The organism is Exiguobacterium sp. s142 (assembly GCF_018618455.1).
Classification (GTDB): Bacteria; Bacillota; Bacilli; order Exiguobacteriales; family Exiguobacteriaceae; genus Exiguobacterium; species Exiguobacterium aurantiacum_A.
This window is the reverse complement of record NZ_JACSMB010000005.1, coordinates 14,547-32,484: the sequence shown is the minus strand read 5'-3', so window position 1 is coordinate 32,484 and position 17,938 is coordinate 14,547. Positions and strand designations below refer to the sequence as shown.

General features: G+C 53.6%; 16 protein-coding genes and 1 tRNA gene. 16 read left to right on the top strand and 1 reads right to left on the bottom strand.

Annotated features, from left to right (window positions below; genetic code table 11):
• Positions 1-109: 109 nt before the first annotated feature.
• Positions 110-182: transfer RNA gene (locus KNP77_RS06265), tRNA-Arg, on the bottom strand.
• 124 nt (positions 183-306) lie between these two features.
• Here KNP77_RS06265 and KNP77_RS06260 point away from each other — a divergent pair.
• The 16 genes from KNP77_RS06260 to smpB all read left to right on the top strand — a co-directional run bounded on the left by KNP77_RS06260 (position 307) and on the right by smpB (position 17,913).
• The gene (locus KNP77_RS06260) at positions 307-1,446 is read left to right on the top strand and encodes an RNA polymerase factor sigma-54 (protein WP_214889287.1); all 1,140 of its coding nucleotides are present in this window, start codon (positions 307-309) and stop codon (positions 1,444-1,446) included.
• Between the two features lies 1 nt (position 1,447).
• Positions 1,448-1,705, top strand: coding sequence for a glutaredoxin family protein (locus KNP77_RS06255; RefSeq protein ID WP_214889284.1), 258 nt, complete (start codon positions 1,448-1,450; stop codon positions 1,703-1,705).
• A 112-nt stretch (positions 1,706-1,817) separates the two neighbouring features.
• Positions 1,818-2,843 (top strand): sugar-binding transcriptional regulator, encoded by a 1,026-nt coding sequence (locus KNP77_RS06250; RefSeq protein ID WP_201738329.1) that lies wholly within the window; start codon positions 1,818-1,820, stop codon positions 2,841-2,843.
• A gap of 60 nt (positions 2,844-2,903) precedes the next feature.
• Positions 2,904-3,911 carry a type I glyceraldehyde-3-phosphate dehydrogenase gene (gene gap / locus KNP77_RS06245; RefSeq protein ID WP_214889281.1) on the top strand — a complete coding sequence of 336 codons (1,008 nt, stop codon included), beginning with the start codon at positions 2,904-2,906 and terminating at the stop codon, positions 3,909-3,911.
• 98 nt (positions 3,912-4,009) lie between these two features.
• Positions 4,010-5,194 (top strand): phosphoglycerate kinase, encoded by a 1,185-nt coding sequence (locus KNP77_RS06240; RefSeq protein WP_070328702.1) that lies wholly within the window; start codon positions 4,010-4,012, stop codon positions 5,192-5,194.
• A gap of 18 nt (positions 5,195-5,212) precedes the next feature.
• Positions 5,213-5,965, top strand: coding sequence for a triose-phosphate isomerase (tpiA, locus tag KNP77_RS06235; protein ID WP_070328703.1), 753 nt, complete (start codon positions 5,213-5,215; stop codon positions 5,963-5,965).
• Complete coding sequence (gene gpmI / locus KNP77_RS06230; protein WP_131490018.1) at positions 5,966-7,504, top strand: 2,3-bisphosphoglycerate-independent phosphoglycerate mutase; 1,539 nt, start codon at positions 5,966-5,968, stop codon at positions 7,502-7,504.
• Positions 7,505-7,537: 33 nt separating this feature from the next.
• On the top strand, positions 7,538-8,830 hold the full coding sequence (gene eno / locus KNP77_RS06225) for a phosphopyruvate hydratase (protein ID WP_131455853.1): 1,293 nt from the start codon (positions 7,538-7,540) through the stop codon (positions 8,828-8,830).
• 603 nt (positions 8,831-9,433) lie between these two features.
• On the top strand, positions 9,434-10,315 hold the full coding sequence (galU, locus tag KNP77_RS06220) for a UTP--glucose-1-phosphate uridylyltransferase GalU (RefSeq protein ID WP_070328706.1): 882 nt from the start codon (positions 9,434-9,436) through the stop codon (positions 10,313-10,315).
• Positions 10,316-10,336: 21 nt separating this feature from the next.
• Positions 10,337-11,545, top strand: coding sequence for a glycosyltransferase family 4 protein (locus KNP77_RS06215; protein WP_236633718.1), 1,209 nt, complete (start codon positions 10,337-10,339; stop codon positions 11,543-11,545).
• Complete coding sequence (locus tag KNP77_RS06210; protein ID WP_214889278.1) at positions 11,542-12,879, top strand: glycosyltransferase; 1,338 nt, start codon at positions 11,542-11,544, stop codon at positions 12,877-12,879. The genes KNP77_RS06215 and KNP77_RS06210 overlap by 4 nt, the downstream gene beginning before the upstream one ends.
• Positions 12,880-12,934: 55 nt before the next feature.
• Positions 12,935-13,822, top strand: a complete 888-nt coding sequence (locus KNP77_RS06205) for a YitT family protein (RefSeq protein ID WP_167615727.1) — start codon at positions 12,935-12,937, stop codon at positions 13,820-13,822.
• A 73-nt stretch (positions 13,823-13,895) separates the two neighbouring features.
• Positions 13,896-14,120: a preprotein translocase subunit SecG gene (gene secG / locus KNP77_RS06200; protein WP_012726902.1), complete on the top strand. Its 225-nt coding sequence runs from the start codon at positions 13,896-13,898 to the stop codon at positions 14,118-14,120.
• A 102-nt stretch (positions 14,121-14,222) separates the two neighbouring features.
• Positions 14,223-14,963, top strand: coding sequence for an alpha/beta hydrolase (locus tag KNP77_RS06195; protein WP_070328793.1), 741 nt, complete (start codon positions 14,223-14,225; stop codon positions 14,961-14,963).
• 16 nt (positions 14,964-14,979) lie between these two features.
• The gene (gene rnr, locus KNP77_RS06190) at positions 14,980-17,394 is read left to right on the top strand and encodes a ribonuclease R (RefSeq protein WP_214889275.1); all 2,415 of its coding nucleotides are present in this window, start codon (positions 14,980-14,982) and stop codon (positions 17,392-17,394) included.
• Positions 17,395-17,442: 48 nt separating this feature from the next.
• Positions 17,443-17,913: an SsrA-binding protein SmpB gene (gene smpB / locus KNP77_RS06185; protein ID WP_070328710.1), complete on the top strand. Its 471-nt coding sequence runs from the start codon at positions 17,443-17,445 to the stop codon at positions 17,911-17,913.
• Positions 17,914-17,938 lie beyond the last annotated feature (25 nt).

Here is a 17,938-nt window from a genome sequence, read left to right as displayed (position 1 = left end):
CTATAGTCAATGTTGGTCAAACGATAGTCTTTGTTTCTCACATATTCCACCGTTCGCCCAATTATAAACGACAAAAGAGGCCAGGCATCTGCCTGACCTCTTGATTTGATACACCCGGAGAGATTTGAACTCCCGACACCTGGCACCGGAAACCAGTGCTCTATCCCCTGAGCTACGGGTGCATGTTCTCTGACACGATTTATTATACAATTGTTTTTTTGAAAAAGCAATCCTGTTGTTATGTCTTTTTTTGCAAGCGCGTTTGGCGACCATTCGTTACAATTAGAAGTGAGAGGGGTGTGACCGATGCAACGGCAAGAACAGCGTCAACTTCAGAAGCTTCAGCTGACACAAGACATGGTCCGGCGTCTGCCGGTTCTTGAGGCGGACCGGGTCGCGCTCGAGTGGCAGCTCGCCCGGTTGGCTAAACGAAACACGCACGTCACAACGGGCGGTACGGTCGAATGGATTGCGGACGCGGCGGGCGGTTTTGAAGCACGGCTATTTGAACAGATTGACGAAGGAAGCGGGACCGAGGCCCAAAAGCAGCTTCAAAAGCAACTCGTCATGACGCTCGACCATCGCGGGCTACTGCCGGAGACCGATGCCGTCCTCGCAAAGCGATTCGGTGTCGAGATGGCGGACGTCGATCTGGCCCGGCGCGCACTGTTATTTTTAGAGCCGACCGGGATCGGTGCGACTTCAGAACATGACTGCCAATACCGTCACGCGATCGAGCATGACGATCCACACGTGCTCGACGTGTTCGAGGCGCTTGACGCAAAGGTCGAGCATATAGCGGACAAGCTCGGGATGACGACCGAAGAATACGAGCGAATCAGCCGAATCGTTGCCACGCTCCCGAGGACACCGATATTATATGAAGAAACCGAGCATATTCTGCCCGAACTCGAGGTCGTCGTTCAAGACGGGGAACTCATCACGACGTGGTTCAGCCCGATGATTGCCTTAGACGTCGGTTCGGACCGGGAGGCGAAGTGGTGGCAAGAGACGCTCGCGATGCGCGCAGAGACGCTCCGCTCTGTGTGGGCCGTCATCGAGCGACGCCAGGCGGACTGGCTCCGCGGCCAACTCGTCCTGCATCCGCTCACACGAAAAGAAGTCGCCATCGAGATCGGCAAGCATGAGTCGACGGTCGGCCGCGCGATTCAAGGCAAGTACGCCAAGACCGCGGGCGGCGTGATGGAGTGGCGTCACTTCTTCGTCCGCGCCACATACCACGGCCAAGCCCCGTTCATGATTAAACGGGCGCTCGCCGAGCTGATCCAACAAGAGACGGCGCCTTTGAGCGACCAGGCGCTCACCGAGGAGCTGGCCCGGATCGGTTACACCGTGACGCGGCGAACGGTCGCGAATTATCGCGAGGCGCTAGGTTTTGGCAATTCGCGGGAGCGGGAACGACAGTTATGGAAAGGGGAGACATGACATGGTACTGACGTTATATCGCCGGGAGAACTGCTCGCTTTGTGAGGAGGCGCTCGTCATGCTCGAATGGCTACAGGAAGATTATCCGTTCGAGCTCGAGCAAATCGACATCACGGGCGACGCGTTGCTTGAAGAAAAATATTTATTTGAGATTCCCGTCGTTCTACATGAAGGAATCCTTATCAGTCAAGGGCGATACGATGACGAGAAAGTTGAAGAATTTGTTAAGTATACGCTTACATCGAAAAAAAACGTTTGAAGGGGTTGCCAGACGGTAAGGTGATTGGTAAGATGAACTCGTAGCGGTGGGACGTAAAAATAAAAGTGGGACAAATTTTGTCCACACTTTAAGTCGAGGGGGAATGAGCATGATCCAGCAACTGATTCAAGTTCAGAAGCAAATCGTCCCTGACCTGCTCGACACGCTCCGACATCGTTATGACATCTTACATTATGTCCGGCTCATGCAGCCAATCGGCCGCCGGACGTTGGCCACAAGCCTCGGGCTGACGGAACGAATCTTAAGACGAGAAGTCGACTTTTTGAAAGACCAAGGTCTTCTCACAGTCGCGACCCAAGGGATCTCACTTACAGAATCGGGCCGAAACGTTCTCAGAGACTTGCACGAGGTCATGGGAGAAATCCTAGGGATTTCACAAATCGCACGAGTTCTCGAGCAAAAACTAGGCGTTCGCCAAGTCGTCATCGTACCGGGAGATTCGGACGAGACGTTCTGGGTCCAGCGAGATATCGGTCGGGCCGCCGTCACGCAACTAAAAGCGCGACTGGCACCTGACGACAATATCATCGCGGTCACAGGCGGGACGACGATGGCATCGGTTGCGGCAATGATGTCGCCCGATAAAAAAGAACGACCGATGCATTTCGTGCCGGCACGCGGCGGACTCGGCGAAACGCTCGAGTTACAGGCGAACACCGTCTGTTCTCGAATGGCGGACCGGGCCCACGCCGACTATCATTTACTCCACATTCCAGACGAGGTTTCACAAAAGACGTTTGAACGGATGGTGGAGGAACCAAGCATAAAAAATGTGCTGGAAATGATTAGAGCGGCTCGAATAGTGGTACATGGAATTGGTGAGGCCGAAACGATGGCAAAACGTCGTCACGCCACACCGGAGCATTTGCGGATGATCGAACGGCACGAAGCCGTCGCCGAAGCGTTCGGATATTATTTCAACGCAGAAGGTGAAATCGTTCATCGGGTCAAGACGGTCGGCATCCAATTAGAGGAGCTCGACGACATGGACACCGTCATCGCCGTCGCCGGAGGAAAGTCGAAGGCACAAGCGATTGCCGCATATGCGAAACATAGGCCGAACATCATCCTCGTCACAGACGAAGGTGCGGCCACAGAATTATTAACTCGTTATTAAAGAGTTGACCCCCGTTGGCTCTTCAATAAATAAGCTTCTACCATAAGGAGGAAATTAATTATGACAGTAAAAGTTGGTATTAACGGTTTTGGACGTATTGGTCGCTTGGCATTCCGCGAGATCTTGAAGAGTGAAGGCGTCGAGGTTGTTGCAATCAACGACTTGACTGACACGAAGATGCTTGCTCACCTTCTCAAATATGACACGACACAAGGTCGTTTCGACGGAGAAGTTGAAGTACACGACGGTCACTTCCTCGTAAACGGCGAGAAAGTCGTTACACTTGCTAACCGTAACCCAGAAGAACTTCCATGGGGCGAGCTCGGTGTTGACATCGTCCTCGAATGTACTGGATTCTTCACAGACAAAGAAAAAGCGGAGCTTCACTTAAAAGCTGGCGCGAAAAAAGTTGTCATCTCGGCACCAGGTACAGGCGACATGAAGACAGTCGTTTACAACGTTAACCACGACATTCTTGACGGTTCAGAAACAGTCGTATCTTGTGCTTCATGTACAACGAACTGCTTGGCGCCAATGGCACAAGTTCTTAACGACAAATACGGTATCGTTGAAGGCCTCATGACGACGATCCACGCTTACACTGGCGACCAAAACACGCTCGACGCTCCACACCCTAAAGGCGACTTCCGTCGTGCACGTGCGGCAGCAGTGAACATCGTACCGAACACAACTGGTGCGGCTAAAGCGATCGGTCTTGTTCTTCCAGCACTCAAAGGTAAACTTGACGGTTCAGCACAACGTGTACCAGTCGCAACTGGTTCATTGACTGAGCTCGTAACAGTCCTTGACAAAAAAGTTTCTGTTGACGAAATCAACGCAGCAATGAAACAAGCTTCGAACGAGTCATTCGGTTACACTGAAGACGAAATCGTATCTTCTGACATCGTCGGAATCACTTACGGTTCACTCTTCGATGCGACACAAACGAAAGTCATGACAGTCGGCGACAAGCAACTCGTTAAAACAGTTTCTTGGTACGACAACGAAATGTCATACACTGCACAATTGGTTCGCACACTCAAGCACTTTGCTGAAATCGCGAAGTAAGTTCGTGAACTAAATAGAACCAAATAGGAGCGGAAACAAGAGATTGTTCTCCGCTCTATTTATGAAATTTAAACGCACGACATATGGAGGCGAAGTTTATGAACAAAAAGTCTATTCGTGACATCGATGTAAAAGGGAAGCGCGTCTTTTGCCGCGTTGACTTCAACGTTCCAACTAAAGATGGCGTCATTCAAGACGAGACGCGGATCCAAGCAGCTATTCCGACGATCAAGCATTTGATCGACGGCGGCGCGAAAGTCATTTTGGCGAGCCACCTCGGCCGTCCAGGCGGCGAGAAGAACGAAAAATACTCGCTCGCACCGGTTGCAAAACGTCTAGGTGAACTACTCGGCAAAGACGTCCCGCTCGCTGAAGAAGCGTACGGTCCAGTTGCAGAAGAAGCCGTTTCAAAACTTGGTGAAGGTGACGTCGTCGTTCTCGAAAACGTCCGTTTCTACCCTGGTGAAACGAAAAATGATCCAGAACTCGCTAAAGGCTTTGCGGCGCTCGCTGACGTCTTCGTCAACGACGCGTTCGGTGCGGCTCACCGTGCCCATGCCTCGACGGAAGGGATCGCGCAAAACGTCGACACGGCGGTTGCTGGTTTATTGATGGAGAAAGAACTTGAAGTGCTCGGCAAAGCGCTCTCGAACCCGGATCGCCCGTTCACGGCTATCATCGGCGGTTCGAAAGTTGCTGACAAGATCGGGGTCATCGACCACCTTCTCGACATCGTTGACACGCTCATCATCGGTGGCGGACTCTCGTACACGTTCTCGAAAGCACTCGGGAACGAAGTCGGAACGTCACTTCTTGAAGAAGACAAGCTCGACCTCGCTCGTGAGTTCATGAAAAAAGCAGAAGACAAAGGCGTGAAGTTCTTGTTGCCAGTCGACGCTGTGATTGCGAAAGAATTCGGCGAAGAAACTTACGTCGGACCAGTCGATATCGACTCGATCCCTGCGGATCACATGGGTCTCGACATCGGACCGAAGACGGTCGAAATTTACGCGGAAGCGATTCGCGAATCGAAACTTGTCGTTTGGAACGGACCGATGGGCGTATTCGAACTCGATAAATACGCTAACGGAACGAAAGGTGTCGCTCAAGCACTCGCAGACAGCGACGCGTATTCAATCATCGGTGGTGGCGACTCAGCCGCGGCAGCAGCCAAGTTCGGCCTTGCTGACAAGATGAGTCACATCTCAACTGGTGGCGGCGCTTCACTCGAATTCATGGAAGGCAAGAAACTTCCAGGCGTCGAAGCGTTGAACGACAAGTAAAACTGAGGAGGATTATCGATGCGTAAACCGATTATTGCAGGTAACTGGAAAATGAATAAAACACTCTCGGAAGCGGTCGCTTTCGTAGAGGAAGTTAAAAACAATATCCCGTCAACGGACAAAGTTGACGCGGCGATTGGTGCACCAGCAGTATTCTTAGCCCCAATGGTAGAAGCGGCTAAAGGATCGAACTTAAAGCTTAGTGCGCAAAACATGTACGACAAAGACAGCGGGGCATACACAGGTGAAACGAGCCCGGCGATGATCGCCAACCTCGGCGTCACTTACGTCATCCTTGGACACTCAGAGCGCCGTGAATACTTCGGCGAGTCAGATGCGTTCATCAACAGCAAAACGAAAAAAGCGTTCGAACACGGTCTTACGCCAATCGTTTGTGTCGGTGAAACACTTGACGAGCGCGAAGGCGGCAAGTTCGAAGAAGTCATCAAGACGCAAGTCGAAGGTGGCCTCGCCGATCTTTCAGCTGACCAAGTCAAACAACTCGTCATCGCGTACGAGCCAGTTTGGGCAATCGGTACTGGCAAATCAGCGGACGAAGCAGACGCGCAAAGCTCATGCAAATACGTTCGCGACGTTGTAAAAGGCCTTTACGGTGAAGACGTGGCGGCTGCGGTTCGCATCCAATACGGCGGTTCAGTCAAACCTGAGAACATCAAGGAGTATATGGCTCAAGAAGACATCGACGGCGCACTCGTCGGCGGTGCTTCACTCGAAGCTGCTTCGTTCCTCAAGTTGTTGGAGGCGATTTAAATGGCAAGACCTGTCGCCCTTATCATCTTAGATGGTTTCGGTATGCGGAACGAAACGTTCGGTAATGCGGTCGCTGCGGCGAACAAACCGAACTTCGACCGTTACTGGGAGACGTATCCACACACGCTGTTAAACGCGCAAGGTGAGTACGTCGGTCTCCCGGAAGGTCAGATGGGCAACTCGGAAGTCGGTCACTTGAACATCGGTGCCGGCCGGGTCGTCTATCAGTCACTTTCACGCGTCAACAACTCCATCAAAGACCGGTCGCTCTTCGACCGTCAAGCGATGAACCATTTGGCGGGACATGTGAAGAAGTATGATTCAAGCCTCCACATCATGGGGCTCGTCTCAGACGGTGGGATCCATTCCCACATCCAGCACATGTTCGCCATCGTCGAGTTCGCGAAACTCCACGGCATTGAAAAAGTATTCATTCACGCTTTCACGGACGGCCGTGACTGTGATCCGAAATCAGGTGCAAGCTTCCTCGAACAGACGGAAGCGAAGCTCGCTGAACTCGGTGTCGGTCAAGTCGCTAGTGTGTCTGGACGTTACTATGCCATGGACCGCGACAACCGCTGGGAACGCGTCGTAAAAGTTTACGACGTCCTCGTCAACGCAAAAGGCGAAGTCGGAACGAATGCGGTCGACGTGCTCAACAAGTCGTACGCAGACGGTTTGACAGATGAGTTCGTCTTGCCGACGGTCATCGAGAAAGACGGTCAACCGGTCGCGACGATCAAAGACAACGACGCAATCATGTTCTTCAACTTCCGTCCGGACCGGGCGATCGAACTCGCGAAAGTGTTCAAAGAGAAGACAGGCTTCAAAGGGTTCGAGCTCTCGAGCGCGCATCCGGAGAACGTCTTGCTCGTCTCGATGACGAAATTCTCGGATGAGATCGATACGGATATCGTCTTCCCGCCGGAAGATTTGAAAAACACGCTCGGCGAAACGCTCGCCGCGCAAGGGTACAAACAGCTCCGCGCCGCGGAAACTGAGAAATACCCGCACGTCACGTTCTTCTTGAACGGACAACAAGAAACACCGTTCGAAGGTGAAGATCGCTTCCTCGTCCCGTCGCCGAAAGTAGCGACGTACGACTTGAAACCGGAAATGAGCGCATACGAGCTCACAGAAGGTCTTCTCGAGCGAATCGAATCAGACACGTACGACGCGTACATCATCAACTACGCGAACCCGGACATGGTCGGCCATTCCGGTATGCTTGAACCGACGAAAAAAGCGGTCGAAGTCGTCGACGAATGCCTCGGTAAAGTAGTGGACGCACTACTCGCCAAAGGCGGCGCGGCGATCATCACGGCGGACCACGGGAACGCTGACCTTGTCACGAACCCGGACGGCTCACCGATGACGGCCCATACGACAGAACCTGTACCGTGTATCGTCACGAAGCCAGGCGTTGAACTGAAACCAGTTATGAAAGGTTCGCTTTGCGACCTCGCGCCGACGCTCTTACACCTCCTCGGAGGAGAGCAACCGGCTGAAATGACCGGTACGTCAATCGTTAAGAAGTAAACTACATTTTCCAAACAAAAAGGAGCGATTTTTATGTCAATGATCACAGAAATTTACGCACGCGAAATTTTGGATTCACGCGGTAACCCAACAATCGAAGTAGAAGTATTCACAGAAGACGGCGGCTTCGGTCGTGCCCTCGTCCCATCAGGCGCATCAACTGGTGAGCACGAAGCAGTAGAGCTTCGCGATGGCGACAAGTCACGTTACCTTGGTAAAGGCGTACTCAAAGCCGTTGCTAACGTAAACGACACAATCGCACCTGAACTCATCGGCTACGATGTCTTCGACCAAAACGCACTCGATGCGAAAATGATCGAGCTCGACGGTACGAAAAACAAAGGTAAACTCGGCGCAAACGCGATCCTCGGTGTCTCAATGGCAGCAGCACACGCAGCAGCAGACGAGCTCGGCCTTCCACTTTACACGTACCTCGGTGGATTCAACGCGAAGACGCTTCCAACTCCAATGATGAACATCATCAACGGTGGTTCGCACGCTGACAACAACGTTGACTTCCAAGAGTTCATGATCATGCCTGTAGGTGCGCCAACGTTCCGCGAAGCGCTCCGCATGGGTGCAGAAGTATTCCACGCTCTCAAATCAGTTCTTTCTGGTATGGGTCTTAACACAGCTGTCGGTGACGAAGGTGGTTTCGCACCAAACCTTAAGTCGAACGAAGAAGCGATCACAGTTATCCTTGAAGCGATCGAAAAAGCTGGTTACAAAGCTGGCGAAGACATCTACCTCGCAATGGACGTTGCATCGTCTGAGTTCTACGACAAGTCGACTGGCAAGTACGAACTCGCTGGCGAAGGCAAGTCAATGACAACTGCTGAGCTCGTAGACTTCTACGCTGAGCTCGTTGACAAGTACCCAATCATCTCAATCGAAGACGGTTGCGACGAAAACGACTGGGACGGCTTCAAATTGCTCACTGATAAAATCGGTCACAAAGTTCAGCTCGTTGGGGATGACCTCTTCGTAACGAACACTGAGAAACTTGCTGAAGGTATCGAAAAAGGCATCTCGAACTCGATCCTCATCAAAGTTAACCAAATCGGTACGCTCACAGAAACATTCGACGCGATCGAAATGGCTAAAAAAGCTGGCTACACAGCAGTTATCTCGCACCGTTCTGGTGAAACAGAAGATGCGACAATCGCTGATATCGCAGTTGCGACAAACGCTGGTCAAATCAAAACAGGTTCACTCTCGCGTACAGACCGTATCGCGAAGTACAACCAACTTCTCCGCATCGAAGACATGCTCGGCGATGTAGCGAAATACGACGGCATCAAGTCGTTCTACAACCTCAAAAAATAATTGATTGATTGTTTCAGGTCCGCCTTATGGCGGGCCTGTTTTTTGTTGTCGACACTTCATCCGACGGTGGGACGCTTTCCTGGGGTGATGCGGATGCCTCCGCAGCGCCTTCGCGCTTTACGGGGTCATCCTTGCATCACTCTCCCCAAGGAGTCGCCCACCGTCTGATTCCGTTGACGTCAACTCGGACCGGTTATTTAAGCGTTGGATGCGAGTGACAACGAGACGAATCTATGTTCCAAGTGACACCGTCCGAGCGGCACCGTGACTCTTGCAGGAAAGCAATCGCGCGGAGACCCCGCAAGCGCGTAAGCGCGAGGAGGCTCCGTGGATTGCCTGCAGAAAGCATCGGTGCCGCCAAGACGGAGCGCATATCCCTTCGCATTTCCGGGAATAGACTAGTGTAGGTAAAAGGAGGCGTTCGTCATGATGATCAGCGGCTTTCTCCTTCTTCTCATTGCGCTCGGTGTCGGCGGGTGGTTCCTGTATAAGTATATGGACGATCGGAAATGGTCGTGACGCATGTCACGGCCGTTTTTTACGTGCGTGAAAGTCGAATTTTTGGGTATAATCATCTACATAATGAAAAAAGGAGATACGTTCATGAAACGTGTACGCAAAGCCATCATCCCAGCCGCCGGGCTCGGCACCCGCTTCTTGCCGGCGACGAAGGCGATGCCAAAAGAGATGCTCCCGATCGTCAACAAGCCGACGATCCAGTTCATCGTCGAGGAGGCGGTCGCCTCAGGGATCGAGGACATCATCATCGTGACCGGGAAGAACAAACGTGCCATCGAGGACCATTTTGACCGCGCCATCGAGCTCGAACAGAACCTCGAGTCGAAAGGGAAGACGGAGCTGCTCGAGTCGGTCCGCCACTCGTCGAACCTCGCCAACATCCACTACATACGCCAACAGGAGCCGAAAGGACTCGGCCATGCGATTTGGTGTGCCCGCAAGTTCATCGGCGACGAACCGTTCGCCGTCCTTTTGGGCGATGATATTATCGAGGCGGAAGTGCCGGCGACACGCCAGCTCATCGAGCAGTACGAGATACATGAACGCTCGATCATCGGGGTTCAGCGTGTCCCGTATGAAATGACGAATCGATATGGTATAATTGACCCGCTTGCCGTCGAAGGGAAGCTCATCCCGGTGCGGACGTTCGTTGAGAAACCGCCCGCCGGGGAAGCGCCCTCGAACCTCGCCATCCTCGGCCGCTACATTTTGACGCCTGACGTCTTTGAGGCGTTATCGGCCCAAGAAATCGGTACCGGGGGCGAGATTCAATTGACGGACGCCATCGCGCGCTTGAACGAGGCGCAGACGGTGTTCGCCTACGAATTTGACGGACGTCGCTTTGACGTCGGGGAACCGATCGGCTTTATCGAGGCGACGATTGCCTATGCGTTATGCGACCCAGATTTAAAAACCAACGTCCATAAGCTCTTGAAACGGTTCGTGGACGAACTCGAACAACAGTAAGGTGTGTTATTTTTGAAAACAATGTTAATGGTGTGTCAAAACTATTATCCGGAGATCGGCAGCGCCGGCAACCGGATGCAAAATATTACGCATCTCATGAAAGAACGCGGCTACGAGGTCGAGGTCATCACGGCCGCCCCGTCGTATCCGAACTTCAACTTGTATAAAGATGACCGGTTCTGGAACGACACGGAGCTGAACAACCAACCGTTCATCAAGCGGTTGATCACGAAACAGCGCAAGCATACGTCGAACATGTTGAGCCGGCTCGCCTTGTTCCTCGAACAGATGATCAAAGGTGTCGCCGCCGTCAGAGCACTCGATACGAAACCGGATGTCGTCTTCGCGACGACCCCGTCTTTTTTTATGGCGTTCGTCGGGGTGTATGCGAAGCGAAAACATGGCGTCCCGTTCGTACTTGACGTCCGTGACCTGTGGCCGGAGTCGGTCAAAGGTGTCGGTGTGTTCAAGTACGACTGGATGCTCACGCCCGCGTTTTGGTTCGAGAAGCGGCTCTACAAGTCGGCCGATGCGATCATCATCAACTCGGAAGGCTTCCGTAGCTATTTGCGCCAGCGTGGCGTCGACAACGGCATGATCCACTATATGCCGAACTCGATCCGTGTGAGCGAGCGAAACTTGGAGCGGACCGTTCCCGAAGACGACCGGATGGAGATTTTATACGCCGGCAACATGGGGCTCGCCCAAGACGTGTCGCTGTTGCTTGAACTTGCGGAGCGGTTCCGCGACGAGCCACGCGTCCACTTCAAGCTGATCGGTTACGGTTATCGGAAGAACGAATTGAAAGCAACGATTAAAGCCCGCGGATTCAAGAACTTCCTCTTCCTCGAGGCGATGCCACGGACGGAGGCGTTCCAAGCGATCAAAAATGCCGACGTCGCGTTCGTCAGCCTGATCGACCAAGACGTGTTCGACACGGTCATCCCGGGTAAACTAATCGATTATATGGCGGTCGGCAAACCGATCGTCGCTGCGGTGTCAGGCCATGCGGCGAATGTCATCGAAGCGGCGGAAGTCGGCTACGTGTCACGGAAGCGTGACATCGACGAGATTGAACAGTCACTCCGGACATTGCTCGATCGCCCGGATCTGCGCGACAAGTTCGGGGCGAACGGCATCCGTTACGTGAAAGACAACCTGTGCTGGGAAAACAATATACACGTCCTCGACGACGTGATCGAAAAGTTATTGATGGAGGAACAACGATGAAGGTATGTATGTTTGTTTGGAACCACTTTACGAATGACGCCCGTGTCCTTCGCGAATGCTCGGCGCTCGCCGAGGCGGGGTACGAGGTCGATTTGATCGCCTTGCAAGACCCTAAAAACAAAGAGCTTCCGGCCGAAGAGATGCGCCCAGAAGGTTTCCGCGTCATCCGTGTGAAACGTCAACCGTCGATTCTCGTCAACGGGATGAAGGCGTTGAAATCAGTCCGGACGTGGGTGTCGGAGAAGAAGACGCGCCAACTCGGGGCTGGACTCGTCGGGGCGGGATTAGTCATCCTCGCGCCACTGACGATGCTCGGTCTCGGCGCGGCAGCGGGTGCGATTTTGCTCCCGCCGGTCCGTAAAAACATCGTCAACGCGAGCGCGATGCTCGAGATGGTGTTCGCCTCGACGAAGAAGTCGTACGACTTCTATCACGCGAACGACTTGAACACGCTCCCGCAGGCGTTGATCGCCGGCAAACTCGTCAATAAAGGCAAGATCGTCTACGACTCGCATGAGGTCCAGACCGACCGGACCGGTTACGGCTACATCCAAAGTAACCTTGAGGGCTGGTTGTTGCCATACGTCGATTCGATGATGGTCGAGAACCATACGCGTGCGGCGCACAACGAAGAGTTGTACGGTTTCTATCCGTACGTGCTCCATAACTATCCGTTCTACCGTCCGCTCGACTTCTCGCTCCGGAAAGACTTGCACGCCTTGCTCGATTTGCCAAAAGACGAGAAGATATTGCTCTATCAAGGCGGCGTCCAAGCGGGACGCGGTCTCGAACAACTCGTCTTGGCAGCGAAAGACTTTAAAGAAGGCACGCTCGTCATGATCGGCGATGGGAAACTGAAGCCGGTCATCAAACAGATGATCGAGGACGAAGGCGTCAGTGACCGCGTCAAGATAATTGATAAAGTACCGGTCGAGGCGTTACCGTACTACACGATGAACGCATATCTCGGTTTCCAAGTGTTGAACAACGTCTGCTTCAATCACTACTCGGCGTCATCGAACAAGTTGTTCGAATACTTGATGGCCGAAGTGCCGGTCGTGTCGTGTGACTTCCCTGAGATCGAACGTGTCGTCGCCGGCAACGACGTCGGCGTCGTCGTCGACTCACACGATCCACAATCGATTGCGGCAGGCGTCAACCGCCTGCTCGAAGATCAAGAACTTTACGCCCGTGTCAAAGAGAACACGAAGACGGCGCGTGAGAAATATAACTGGGATTTGGAAAAAGAGGCACTCTTGAACGTCTACGAAAACGTCGCAGACCGCAAGTTGCCGATTATGAAAGACGGTGCGCCAAAGCCAGTACAACGTTAAGACTGCGGCTTTTGCCGCGGTCTTTTTTATATGCAAAATGGAAAGGGGATTTTTTATGAAACGTCAGCAACAACATCTTTTGCGTCAACAAGTTTGGCAAAAACTCCAATCGATCTCATTGAAGGACATCGCCTGGATCATCGCCGGGTCGTTCATCCTCGCCTTCGGGGTCAACTACTTCACCGTCCCGAACGCCTTCTCGGAAGGCGGCCTGCTCGGGGTCACGATCATCTTGTACTACTTGTTCGGTTGGGACCTCGGTATCACGTCGATCATCGGGAACGGCCTGTTGTTTATCGTCGGCTATAAGTTGCTCGACCGCCGGACGATGGTCTATTCGGTCGTCGCCGTCGTCGCGACGTCGTTCTTCCTCAGCTTGACCCATAACTGGGGCAGCCCGGCCGAGGATAAACTGCTCGCGGCGATTTATGCCGGGATCTTGATCGGTGTCGGCATCGGCATGGTGCTCCGCGTCGGCGGAACGACCGGGGGCGGGGTCATCATCGCCCGGCTCATGGAACGCTATCTCCACATGAGCGTCGCCGTCTCGATGTTCATCATCGACGTCATCGTCGTCGGGGCGTCGGGCTTTTTCCTCGGGGAACAAGTCGTGCTTTATACGCTCATCGCCATCATCATCGGCTCGTGGGTCATCGACCTCGTCGCCGAAGGGTTGAACATCCGGAAAGCCGTCACGATCATCAGCGACAAGCACGAAGAGCTCGCCGCCGTCTTGACGGAGACGCTCGGCCGCTCAGCGACGATCATCCACGGTCACGGCCATTATTCGAAGCAAGATAAGAACATGTTGTACATGATCGTCGATAAGCGCCAAGTCGGTCCGCTCAAGAAAATCGTCGAAGTGACCGACCCGCGTGCGTTCGTCGTCATCCACCAAGTGAAAGAAGTGATCGGGGAAGGGTTCAGCTACCCGTCCCGATAATTTGAAAGCTGGCGTTTTCATCACAACTTCTATATAATAAGAGGCGTGTAAAAAGAAGGAGGAACTGACTATTATGCAAACGATCGCTACAATCAGCCTGCTCGTTGTGGCTGTTTTATTGATTGTCGTCGTACTGCTCATGTCAGGTCGGTCGCAAGGTCTTGGGGCGATTGCAGGTGGCGCGGAGCAGTTGTTCGGCCGCCAGAAAGCACGCGGCTTTGACGCTGTTTTGAACCGAACTGCAGCTGTACTAGGCACATTGTTTTTCATTTTAGGATTACTAGTCGCATCACTATGATGAAAGGCTGATCGTTCTCGGTTTTTACGTGAGGCGGTCAGCTTTTGTTTTTTTGCATTATTTTTTGGGAATAATGGAATGTATGAGGAGTTGACTTGGACGATGAAAGTGAGTGCACCGAAACCGTTCTTCTTCGAAGGCGGACCACGTGCCGTGTTAATGTTACATGGCTTTACAGGATCGAGCGCGGACGTCCGCATGCTCGGTCGTTTCCTACAAAAAGAAGGCTACACGTGCATGGGACCCCAGTACCGGGGACATGGCGTCCCACCAGAAGAGTTGCTCGAATTTGGACCGAACGACTGGTGGCAAGACGTCCAAGACGCCTACCAAGCGTTGAAAGACAAAGGCTACGACGAAATCGTCGTCTGTGGCCTATCGCTCGGCGGCGTCATGTCGCTCCGTCTCGCTTCAGAAGCGAGTGTCAAAGGTGTCGTGCCGATGTGCGCACCGACTGAAATCGATGCCGAGGACCGATTGTATAAAGGAGTCCAGGCGTACGCCCGAGAATATAAATCAAGGGAAGACAAATCGACCGAACAAATCGAACGGGAGATGGCGGACTTCAAACCGATGCCGACACTCACCGATTTACGTGCGTTCGTCGAGGAGACGACGTCTCGGCTCGAAGATATCTTCGTACCGGCGCTCGTCATCCAAGGAGCGAAAGACCGCATGGTCGATCCTCAATCTGCACACGAGATCTACGAGGCGATCAACGCGTTCCAAAAAGAACTGCTCATGTACGAGCATTCGGGACACGTGATCACCCTCGACAAAGAAAAAGAGAAACTGCACCAGGACGTGCTCGATTTTCTCGAAACGTTAGACTGGTCAGTGTGAAAAAGGAGGTGTCACGTTGAATTTACGTGACCAACTACTAGAAATCATCCAGGCAAGCGACAAAGCGCTGACTGTAGACCAATTGACCGAGCGTCTTGCGCTCGAGTCGACGGATGCCTTTAAAGAGCTCATCCGCACTTTGAACGAACTTGAAGCGGAAGGCTTGATCGGCCGGACGCGGACGAACCGTTACGGCACGCTCGCCGTGCTCGGCCAAGCGGCCGGGATCATCTCGATCCACCAACGCGGCTTCGGCTTCTTGTCGGTCGAAGGCGAGACAGAAGACGTGTTCTTGCCACCGGATCAATTGAAAGACGTCTATCACGGCGATACGATCCTCGTCAAAAAACGCGAGGACAACCGCGGCAAGACGGAAGGCGTGTTGCTCAAAGTCTTGAAGCGCGGCCTATCTGAATTCGTCGGGACGTACACGCTCCCGAGCGGTCGCCTCGACCAGTTCGCCTTCATTGAACCGGACGACAAACGCATCAACTTCTGGCCGATCGTCAACACAGATAAATCGCTCGGTGCCGTCGAAGGACACAAAGTCGTCGTCCGCATCACGAAGTATCCGGATGGACGTTTCGCCGGAGCGTGTGACGTCGTCCGTATCATCGGACATAAGAACGACCCTGGCGTCGACATCTTGTCGATCGTCTACAAGCACGGCATCCCGACGGAGTTCCCGGAAGACGTCATCGACCAGGCGAACGCTGTGCCGGAAGAGGCGGACGAGAAAGACTTCATCGGCCGTGTCGACCTGCGTAACGAGACGATTTTCACGATCGACGGCGAAGACGCCAAAGACTTGGACGATGCCGTCCACGTCAAGAAACTGAACAACGGCAACTATGAACTCGGTGTCCACATCGCCGACGTGTCGCACTACGTCAAGGAAGGCTCACCGCTCGACGTCGAGGCGTTCGAGCGCGGGACGAGTGTGTATCTCGTCGACCGCGTCATCCCGATGTTGCCGTACCGCTTGTCGAACGGGATCTGTTCGCTCAACCCGCACGTCAACCGCCTGACGCTCAGCTGTGTCATGGAGATCTCGCCGCAAAACGGGAAAGTCGTCAGCCATGAGCTGTTCCCGAGTGTCATCAAGACGACGGAGCGGATGACGTATACGAGCGTCCGTGAGATCATCGAACGTGACGACGAGGAGACGCTCGCGCGCTACGAGCCGTACATCGGTGAATTCGACCTCATGGCCGAACTCGCCGAAGTGCTCCGTTCGCGCCGCAACTCGCGCGGTGCCATCAACTTCGACTTCGCCGAGGCGAAAGTCATCGTCGATACGGAAGGGAAAGCAGCCGATATCGTCTTGCGCCCACGCTCGGTCGCCGAGAAGTTGATCGAGGAGTTCATGCTCGCGGCCAACGAGACGGTCGCCGAACACTTCCACAAGATGGACGTCCCGTTCATCTATCGTGTGCACGATAACCCGAAATCAGACAAGCTCGATTTCTTCTTCGACTTCGTCGCCAACTTTGGCGTGCATATCGAACGCTTCAAAGGTCAAAAAGTCGAACCGAAGACGCTTCAGAAGATCTTGAAAGCGATCGAAGGGCAGCCGGAAGAGCCTGTTATCAGCACGATCATGTTGCGCTCGATGCAACAAGCGAAGTATGACGATGTCTCGCTCGGCCACTTCGGTCTTGCGACCGACTTCTATACGCACTTCACGTCGCCGATCCGTCGTTACCCTGACTTGATCGTCCACCGTCTCATGCGGACGTACGCCTTCAACCAGGACTTGTCGGACAAGACGATCGCCAAGTACGAGGAACGTCTCAGCTCAATCGCTGAACAGACGTCGAGACGCGAACGTCGCTCGGTCGACGCTGAACGGGAGACGCAAGCGCTCAAGAAAGCCGAGTACATGGAGTCACGTCTCGGTGAAGAGTTCGACGGTGTCGTCAGCGGCATCACGAACTTCGGGATGTTCATCGAGCTCCCGAACACGATCGAAGGGCTCGTCCGTCTTCAAACGATGGATGACTACTACCACTTCGACGAGTCACAGCTCATGTTGCTCGGTGAGCGGACGAAACGTCAGTTCCGGATCGGTGACTCGGTCCGGGTCAAAGTCGACGCCGTCAACCTAGACGAGCGCACGATCGACTTCACGGTCGTCGGCATGCCGAAACGGGAACAGACACGTCGTCGTCAACCGACGACGATCAAAGCGACGGAAGGTCGTCCGAAGAAAGACGATAAGCGCGGTGGACGCGGGCGTGACGACAAACGTCCGAAACGCGGTAAGCCAGGCAAGCCTGGACAACCGGGAAAACCGGGCCAAGCGAGCAAGCCGAGTAAGCCAGGCGAGAAGCCGAAATCGTCACAAGGACGTTCGGCGCTCGATCTGAAGAAACAAGACGGTCAAAAACGAACAGGCGACGCGAAACGCGGAGCGAAGAAACGTCGCTGACGGGAGGGGGAGACCCCTTCCGTAATTTGATATAAAGGACTGAGTAATATGGCCAAGAAGAAAGATTCGAACGCGCTCGCGCAAAACCGAAAAGCGTCCTTCGATTATGCGATCGAAGATACGATTGAAGCCGGCATGGTGTTGACCGGGACCGAGATTAAATCGGTGCGCCAGTCGAAGATCAACATCGCCGACGCGTATGTCCGCTTTGACGGTGGCGAGGCAACGCTTCACAACTGTCATATCAGCCCGTTCGAGCAAGGGAACCGGTTCAATCACGAGCCGCTCCGTATCCGAAAGCTATTGTTGCATAAAAAACAAATCAACCAGCTCATCGGCGCACAAGGCCGGGACGGGTATACGATCATCCCGCTCAAAGTGTATCTCAAGAACGGCTTCGCTAAATGTCTCCTCGGCATCGGGCGCGGGAAGAAGAAGTATGACAAGCGCGATGACTTGAAGAAGAAAGACGCGAAGCGTGACGTCGACCGGGCACTCCGGGACCGGCAAAAATACTGACAGCGAGACCTGATTGTGGTATAGT